Raw genomic sequence first — 7,368 nt, 5'->3', positions numbered from 1 at the left:
CGTGCTTGAGGGCGGCCGTGGCACCCGGGATCTCGGCGCTGTGGATGATCTCGCCCTTGGCGTCGGAGTCTCGGTTCCGGGGCCGCCCCTGTGTCACGCCCGCAGCAGGTGGTCCTGCACCTCCAGCAGCTCCGCGTCCGGGAAGCGGGCCTCCGCCCGGTCCCGCAGGGCGGGTGCCACCACCGCGTCCGTGAACACGCGCAGGCTCCGCAGCGCGGGCAGCCGGGCGTGCGCCACCAGGCCCTCCAGCGCCTCCGCGGGCAGGGTCAGCTGTTCCAGGTGCTCCAGCGCGGAGAGCTCGTCCCAGGCGGCGGGCCGGTCCGGCCGCCACGGGTGACCGAGGACGAGCTGCCGCAGGGTGCGCAGCCCTCCCAGCCCGGCCAGGTCCCCGGGGGCGTTCTCCACGTGCAGCTGCCGGACCGGCGCCGCCGGGTGCAGGGAGCGGAAGGACCACGGGCCGGTCCGGCCGACGAGGCTGAGGCTGCGCAGCCGCGGCCAGGTCGCCGTGGTGGCGGAGAGGTCCGGGCCGCCGTCGAGGGAGAGCGTCACCCGCTCCAGCGGCAGTCCGCGCAGCGCGCTCGGATCGGCCAGGGCGGGCCAGTCCCGGACGACCAGCCGCCGTAACGAGGTGTGGTCCCGCAGGAAACCGATGTCGGAACCGCCGTCGAAGTGGTGCAGGAACAGCGCCGCCACGGGCCGGCGGCGCAGGAAGGCGGCCAGTGCCTCCCGGGTCACTCCCTGGCGGATGACGAGGCCCGGCGGTTCCGTGAACCCGGACAGCGCCATGAGCCGGTCGTCCGAGGTGATGTCCAGCCGGTCGGGGGCCGGCCGCAGCCGGGCCAGGACCTCCACCGCGTACTCCTCGGCCCCGAAGCGGGCCCACAGGCCGCACAGCGCCTCCCGGACCGCCGGCGAGGGGTGGTCGGCGTACCGGGCCAGGAAGGGGATCGCGCGGTCCGAGCCGACCCCGCCCGCGGCGGTCACCGTGAGCCGGGCCTGTTTGTCGGAGGCGACCTCGCCGGGGCCCGGCAGCACCTCCAGGATCAGCGGGCCGACCCGGCCCAGGGCCTCGGCGGCCTGGGCGCTGTGCGGGGGGACGAGGGTGCGCGCGGCGGTCGTCACGTCCTCGCGCAGTTCGGGTTCGAGCTCGGCCGCCTCCTCCAGGCAGGTGTAGGCGAGCAGCAGGGCCCGGTCGGAGCCGCGTACCAGCAGGTCCTGGAGGATGGCGGTGCGTTCGCGGGGGCGGCCCATGGCCACCGCCATGCGGATGACGTCCTCCCACTGGTCGTCGTCCGCGTGCCGGGTCAGCTCGCCGAGCCCGCCCTCGTCGAGGGCGGAGCGGGCGCCGAGGAAGTCCTGGAAGGTGCGGTGCACGAACTCGACGGTGTGCTCGGTGGGGGCCCGCAGCAGGCCGGTGCGCTCCAGGAAGTGCTGGTACACCCCGGGTGCCTCGCCGAGGACGCGGGCGGCCGGTACGGCGGGCAGCGCGTCCGCGATCAGGGCCTCGGCCCGGCTGCGGTCCATCTCGGTCCGGCCGTTGCGGTTCAGCCAGTGGGCCAGCCGCTGGAGCAGCTGGAGCTGGGGCTCCTCGGCGAGGGCGGGCATGCGCAGGCCGCGTTCGCGGTCGCGCCGGTCCAGCAGCATGGTGAGCGCGGCCGCGTACAGCTCCTTGCGGCCGGTGGGCAGGAAGCCGCGGCGCTCGCGGTGCAGGGCGCAGATCATGCCGCACAGCAGGGGGTTGGTGGCGAGCCGGGCCAGATCGGGCTTGCTGCGCAGGGAGTCCAGCAGCTGCCGGGCGCGGGCGGCGGGGACCTCGGCGGCGGTGTGCCAGCGCTCGACGAAGGTGCGTACGTTCGCCCGGCTCATCGGGGTCAGGACCACCTCGGCGAAGTCCTCGCGGGCGAGCCAGTCGTGGCGGACTGCGGAGGGCCGGGAGGTGACGAGCCAGCGGTTGCCGGGGTAGGCGGTGATCAGCTCGGCGAGCCAGTCGCGGGCGCCGGCCCGTTCGGCCTCGGGGATCTCGTCGATGCCGTCGACGAGCAGCAGGGCGCGCCCGTCGCGCAGGACCCGGCTCTCCCAGCCCTCGGGTTCCTCCCCGGCCAGGGCGGAGCCGGTGGCGGCGAGGAAGCCGCCGGGCGCGGGCAGCCGTTCGCCGTGCCGGGTGAGGGTGCGCAGAGGGAGGACGAAGGGGACGGGCCCGTGGCCGGGGCCGCGGGCGGCGGAGACGGCGAGCCACTGGATGAGGGTGGTCTTGCCGGATCCGGCCTCGCCGCGCAGCAGGGTGCGGGGGTGCTCGCCGAGCAGCCGGTCGGCGGGCAGCAGGCAGGGCGCACTCCGGGGGGCGCCCGCGTCGGCGCCCGCGTCGGGGGCCCCGTCGGGGGCTCCGGCCGCGGCGGAGGGCGCCGGGGCGGCAAGTTCGAGGGAGACGTAGGCGGCGTCGAGCGGCCAGCGGGTGGAGCCCGGGGGCAGGTCCAGGCCGAAGATGGTCAGGCCGCTGTGACGCAGGGCCAGGTACGCCAGGTAGCGCGCTTCGAAGGCCGTGTCCCGGCCGTCCTGGCGGGGCAGGCGGGTGAGGAGGGCGTCGATCTTGGCGATGGTCTCGGCGTGCAGCCGGCTCTGCTCGACGAGGGTGGCGGCCACGAAGGTGGAGCGCTGGGTGAAGAAGTTCAGGATGTGCAGGGCGGCCAGTTCGACCAGGCGGTCGTGGAACAGCGCGGCGTCCCGGGAGAGTCCGGGGTCCGGGGCGGCGGCGCGCAGCCGGCAGGCGAAGGCGGCGGGGCCGAGGCGGACCGCCTCCAGGTCGGAGAGGTCGAGGTCACCGAGGGAGTGCAGGGTGACCGCGAGGGCGGCGGACACGCCGGCCTCCTCGCCCGGGGGCAGCGGCCGTTCGCCGGGGGCCCGCAGGGCCTCGCGGACCAGGTCCTCGGCGAGTCCGCGCAGGGCGGCGGCGCCGAGTCCGCGCTGCTCGCGCAGGGCCACGTAGGAGGAGAGGCGCCGCGGGCGGTCCACGAGGCCGGCACCCGCGCCCTCCGTCCTTAAGAGCTTCTTGATCAGGGGTGCCACGACCCCCGAGGCCAGCTTGATCCCCACCACGGATGCGTCCACGCCGGGAGCGTAGCGCCGGTCACATCCGGGCGGGCCTGAAGCCCCGGAGCGGGCCCGGCGCCGGTGACAAGGGGCACAGGACGAATCGGACATACTAGGGGGTTTCGTAGATCCAGAAGGGGTCGCGAGAGGGGTTTCGCCCCTGGGAAATCCCGTCAACGGGACATATCACCCTCGGCCCGCTACGAGCCCGGCTAGTAAAGGGGGACGTTTGGGGAACGCCGGGGGCCCGGGTTACCAAAGATGAGCCAGCCCGGCACACGCCAAACGTGCCGGGTCACTTCATGCCCCCGAGGGGCGTGACCCGTCCTTGTTCCCGGCCCCGGAGGTCTGCTTCATGTCCGCGAAGCGCGTCAGCAACCGTTCTACCCGTATCGCCGTCGGCGCAACCGCCCTCGGTGCCGTGCTCGCTCTCGGGGCCGGGACGACCGCCGCCTTCGCCGCATCCCCGCAGACGGCTCCGGCCGCCACCGCCGCCACCGCCGCGAAGGCCAAGAAGACCGGCCTGTGGGACAAGCCGCTGGAGAAGTACACGCTCTCCGCGACCTTCGGCAAGGGCGGCAACATGTGGTCCCACAAGCACTCCGGCCAGGACTTCGCCGTCCCCGTCGGCACCCAGGTCAAGGCCGCTGCCGCCGGCGTCGTCGTCAAGGCCGGCCCCAACGGCGGCGGCGACGGCCCCGCCTACGGCAACGCCATCGTGATCAAGCACGCGAACAACACGTACTCCCAGTACGCGCACCTGTCGCGGATCCAGGTCAAGGTCGGCCAGAAGGTCGCCGTCAAGCAGCGCATCGCCCTGTCCGGCAACACCGGCAACTCCAGCGGCCCGCACCTGCACTTCGAGATCCGCACGACCCCGAACTACGGCTCGGCCGTCAACCCGATGGCCTTCCTCCGCACCAACGGCGTCACCGTCTGACGCACGTCCGACCCGGGTCCGGCCTCGCGCCGGACCCTCGGAGCCGGCCCCCGCGAGCGCTGATCAGGTGAGCAGCCACGCGTGGGCCGGCTTCGGCGACGGTTCGAGCTTGCCCTCCTTGTACCCGGCGGCCTGCTCCTGCGTGAAGGCCATGTCGTAGACCTTGATGTTGTGCAGGGCGCCCTGCCACGCGCCGGTCCAGATGTTGTGGTGCTTGGAGCGGCCGAGCTGGAGCGGGCCGGGGGCCTGCCAGATCGCCGGCACCTCCGTCTCACCGGCCTTCCTGCCGTCCACGTAGAGGGCGATCGCCTTCTTCTGCGCGTCGTAGGTGGCCATCAGCAGCGTCGGCGTCTTGAGGATGTTCAGCCCCTCCGCCGTGACGGTCCGCGTGGTCGCCGCCGCGCCCTTGTCCCCCGTCTGCACGCGGAAGATCCACGCCTGCTTGTCCTTGACCTCGTTCACCCCGAGCTCGAAGGAGAAGGACTCCCCGTCGCCCTGGCTCATCACGATCCGCGAGCCCTTGGGCGCCGAGCTGTAGACGCGGGCCGTGACCGTGAAGCTCTTGGTGACGTCGACCACCGGCTCGGCGGACTGCGCCCAGGAGTTCCCGTTGCCCTTGCCGACCACCTGGAAGCGCTTGCCCAGCGGGCCCACCTTGAGGTCGGAGCCCAGCCGGATGCCGGTGCTGCCGTAGCTGTCGCGCAGCAGGGTGTCGTCACCGGCCACGGTCGCGGTGTACGCCGCGGGGGACTTGGAGTCCTCCGGCTCGGGGGAGGCGGAGGAGGAGGTCGCGGGCTGGGCGTCCGCGCCGCCCCCGTCGTCGCCCAGCAGGAAGAACGTGCCGCCGCCGGCCAGCAGCGCCAGGACGGTCACGCCCCCGCCCAGCATCCACAGCTTCTTCCTGCGCCGGTCCGCCGCGGACCGGTCGGCCATCGCCTCCCAGTCGGGCTGCTCCGACGCGCCGAATATCCGCCCCTCCGCGGGCGGCGCCGGCTGGCCCGGCCCGCCGGGTATGCCCTGCGGCGGCCACTGCTGGCCGGGCGCGTCCTGCTGGTACGGATTCGGCTGCTGCCCGGCCGGCGGGAAGCCGTAGCCGCCGCTCGCGGACGGGTAGCCGTAGCCGCCCTGGGCGGATGGTCCCGGCGGGAACCCGTATCCGCCGCTCCCGGGGGCGGGCTCGGGCTGCGGGCTGCTCGGAGGATTCGTGCCGTCGGTCATGCCACGGATGCTAAGTCACGCACCCGGGGGCGGGCACGGCCCGGTCCCCGTCCCGGCTCCCGACGGCCCGTCAGCCCTGCGGCCCCAGGACCGGGAAGCTGCCCGTCGCCGTCGGCGCGTGCTCCGGCAGCCACAGCACCGCCACCGCCCCGGCGGCCGTGCTCCCCGGCGCGCCCGGCGCCACCGTCCGGTCCAGGCCGCCCGGCGCCGCCACGTTCCGGAAGGTCAGCCGGGCGCCGAGCACCCGCGCCTGGCCCTCCGCGATGGTCAGCCCCAGCCCGTGGCCGACCCCGGCGCGGTCCGTCGAGCCCGTACGGAACCGGCTCGGCCCCTCGCGCAGCAGCGCCTCCGGGAAGCCCGGCCCGTGGTCGCGGACCCGTACGACCCGCCCCTCCACGTCCACCTGCACCGGCTGCTGCCCGTACCGGGCGGCATTGGCCAGCAGATTGCCGAGGATCCGCTCCAGGCGGCGCGGGTCGGTGCTGACGATCTCGTCCGCGACGACCCGTACGGTCGCCTCCGGCATCAGGGACCTCACCCGCCGGCTCACGAACTCGCCCAGCGCCACGTCCTGGAGCTCGGCCCGCTCCGAGGCGCTGTCCAGCCGCGCCACCTCCAGTACGTCCTCGACCAGCGCCCGCAGGGCCTGCGCCCGGTCCCGGACCAGCTCGGTCGGCCGCCCCGGAGGCAGCAGTTCCGCGGCCGTGAGCAGGCCCGTCACCGGGGTGCGCAGCTCGTGCGCGATGTCCGCGGTGACGCGGCGCTCGGCCTCCAGCCGCTGCTGGAGGGCGTCGGCCATGGCGTCCACGGCCCGCGCGAGGTCGTCGGTCTCGTCGCGGACGACACCGCCGACCGCGTCCCGCACCCGTACGTCGGGATCGCCGTGCGCCACCCGCTGGGCGGCGGCCGCCGCCTTGCGCAGCCGGCGGGAGATCTGCCCGCCGATGAGCACGCCGAGCGCCGAGCCGCCGATCACGGCGGCCAGACCGCCGACGACCAGGGCCCGGTCCAGGTCGGGGAGCAGGTTGTCGCTCTCCCGGAACTGCGTGTGCAGCGAGAGCACCTGCCCGTTGCCGAGCGGTACGGCCGCCCATACCTCGGGCAGCCCGTGCGGCCGCTCCTGGATATAGGTGCCGCGCCGCCCCGACTGGGCCTTCTGCCGCAGCTCCGAAGGGAGTTCGGGGTCGTTGAGCTTGGCGCCCATGGGCGGCTTGCGCCCGGCGTCGGCGTTGCGGGAGATGAACTGCACGCGTTCCAGCTGGACCTCGCGCGCGCTCTCCAGCATCGACACGCGGGCAGCACTGTGCACCACCAGGCTCAGCGCGATGGTGACGAGGGCGCCCACGGCCGCGATGGCCAGCGCGATCTTCCAGCGGATCCCCGTACGGAGGGTGAACCGTCTCATGCTTTGAGCTTGTATCCGAAGCCCCGGACCGTCTCGATCCGGTCCTGGCCGATCTTCGTCCGCAGCCGCTGGACGTGGACGTCGACCACCCGGGTGTCGCCGCCCCAGTCGTAGTCCCAGACCCGCTCCAGCAGCCGGTCGCGCGAGAGCACGGTGCCCGGCGCCGAGGAGAACTCCAGCAGCAGCCGCATCTCGGTCGGCGTCAGCGCCACGGGGGCGCCCGCCCGGCGGACCTCCATGCCCTCGGTGTCCACCTCCAGCTCGCCGAAGGACAGCACCCCGCGCTCCCCGTCGCCGCCCTGGTCGTTGCCGCCCTGGCCGCCGTTCTGCGCCCCGCCGGAGTGGTCGAAGCGGCGCAGCACGGCGCGGATGCGGGCGACGAGCACCGAGCCGTCGAAGGGCTTGGTGACGTAGTCGTCCGCGCCCGCCTCCAGGCCCAGCACCACGTCGATGGAGTCGGCGCGCGCCGACAGCATGATCACCGGCACGGTGGACTCGTCCCGGATACGGCGGCACAGGCTCACCCCGTCCATGCCCGGGACCATCACGTCCAGCAGGGCGATGTCGGGCCGCCGGGCGCGGAAGGACTCCAGGCCGGACAGGCCGTCGGGCATGGCCGTGACCACGAACCCGTCGCGCTCCAGCGCCAGGGTCGTGGCCTCACGGATGACGTCGTCGTCCTCCACGAACAGGACATGGGTCTCGGCCATGCGCAAGC

Annotated in this window: 5 protein-coding genes; 1 reads left to right on the top strand and 4 read right to left on the bottom strand. The window is 74.4% G+C overall.

Features of this window, described 5'->3' with window-relative positions:
- Window positions 1-93: 93 nt before the first annotated feature.
- Window positions 94-3,105 carry an NACHT domain-containing protein gene (locus ABZ873_RS26975; RefSeq protein ID WP_360876852.1) on the bottom strand — a complete coding sequence of 1,004 codons (3,012 nt, stop codon included), beginning with the start codon at window positions 3,103-3,105 and terminating at the stop codon, window positions 94-96.
- Between the two features lie 337 nt (window positions 3,106-3,442).
- Between ABZ873_RS26975 and ABZ873_RS26970 the strand changes: the two genes are divergently transcribed.
- Window positions 3,443-4,027, top strand: a complete 585-nt coding sequence (locus ABZ873_RS26970; RefSeq protein WP_360876849.1) for a M23 family metallopeptidase — start codon at window positions 3,443-3,445, stop codon at window positions 4,025-4,027.
- Window positions 4,028-4,090: 63 nt separating this feature from the next.
- Here the strand turns inward: ABZ873_RS26970 and ABZ873_RS26965 are convergent, their stop codons facing one another.
- The 3 genes from ABZ873_RS26965 to cseB all read right to left on the bottom strand — a co-directional run bounded on the left by ABZ873_RS26965 (window position 4,091) and on the right by cseB (window position 7,360).
- Entirely contained in the window at window positions 4,091-5,245 is a 1,155-nt protein-coding gene (locus ABZ873_RS26965) for a LamG-like jellyroll fold domain-containing protein (protein WP_360876846.1), read from the bottom strand.
- A gap of 70 nt (window positions 5,246-5,315) precedes the next feature.
- Window positions 5,316-6,650 carry a two-component system sensor histidine kinase CseC gene (cseC, locus tag ABZ873_RS26960; protein WP_360876843.1) on the bottom strand — a complete coding sequence of 445 codons (1,335 nt, stop codon included), beginning with the start codon at window positions 6,648-6,650 and terminating at the stop codon, window positions 5,316-5,318.
- Entirely contained in the window at window positions 6,647-7,360 is a 714-nt protein-coding gene (cseB, locus tag ABZ873_RS26955; protein ID WP_360876841.1) for a two-component system response regulator CseB, read from the bottom strand. Before cseB ends, cseC begins: the two co-directional genes overlap by 4 nt.
- Between the last annotated feature and the right edge of the window lie 8 nt (window positions 7,361-7,368).

It is taken from the genome of Streptomyces sp. NPDC047014 (genome assembly GCF_040644195.1).
In the GTDB taxonomy this organism is placed as follows: Bacteria; Actinomycetota; Actinomycetes; order Streptomycetales; family Streptomycetaceae; genus Streptomyces.
The sequence above is the reverse complement of the archived record's forward strand: the minus strand, read 5'-3'. Positions and strand labels throughout refer to the sequence as shown.

Excerpts from the sequence above, each read along its gene's own strand:
- ABZ873_RS26970 (WP_360876849.1), top strand. The coding sequence starts at position 3,443 with ATGTCCGCGAAGCGCGTCAGCAACCGTTCTACCCGTATCGCCGTCGGC.
- ABZ873_RS26965 (WP_360876846.1), bottom strand. The coding sequence starts at position 5,245 with ATGACCGACGGCACGAATCCTCCGAGCAGCCCGCAGCCCGAGCCCGCC.
- cseC (WP_360876843.1), bottom strand. The coding sequence starts at position 6,650 with ATGAGACGGTTCACCCTCCGTACGGGGATCCGCTGGAAGATCGCGCTG.
- cseB (WP_360876841.1), bottom strand. The coding sequence starts at position 7,360 with ATGGCCGAGACCCATGTCCTGTTCGTGGAGGACGACGACGTCATCCGT.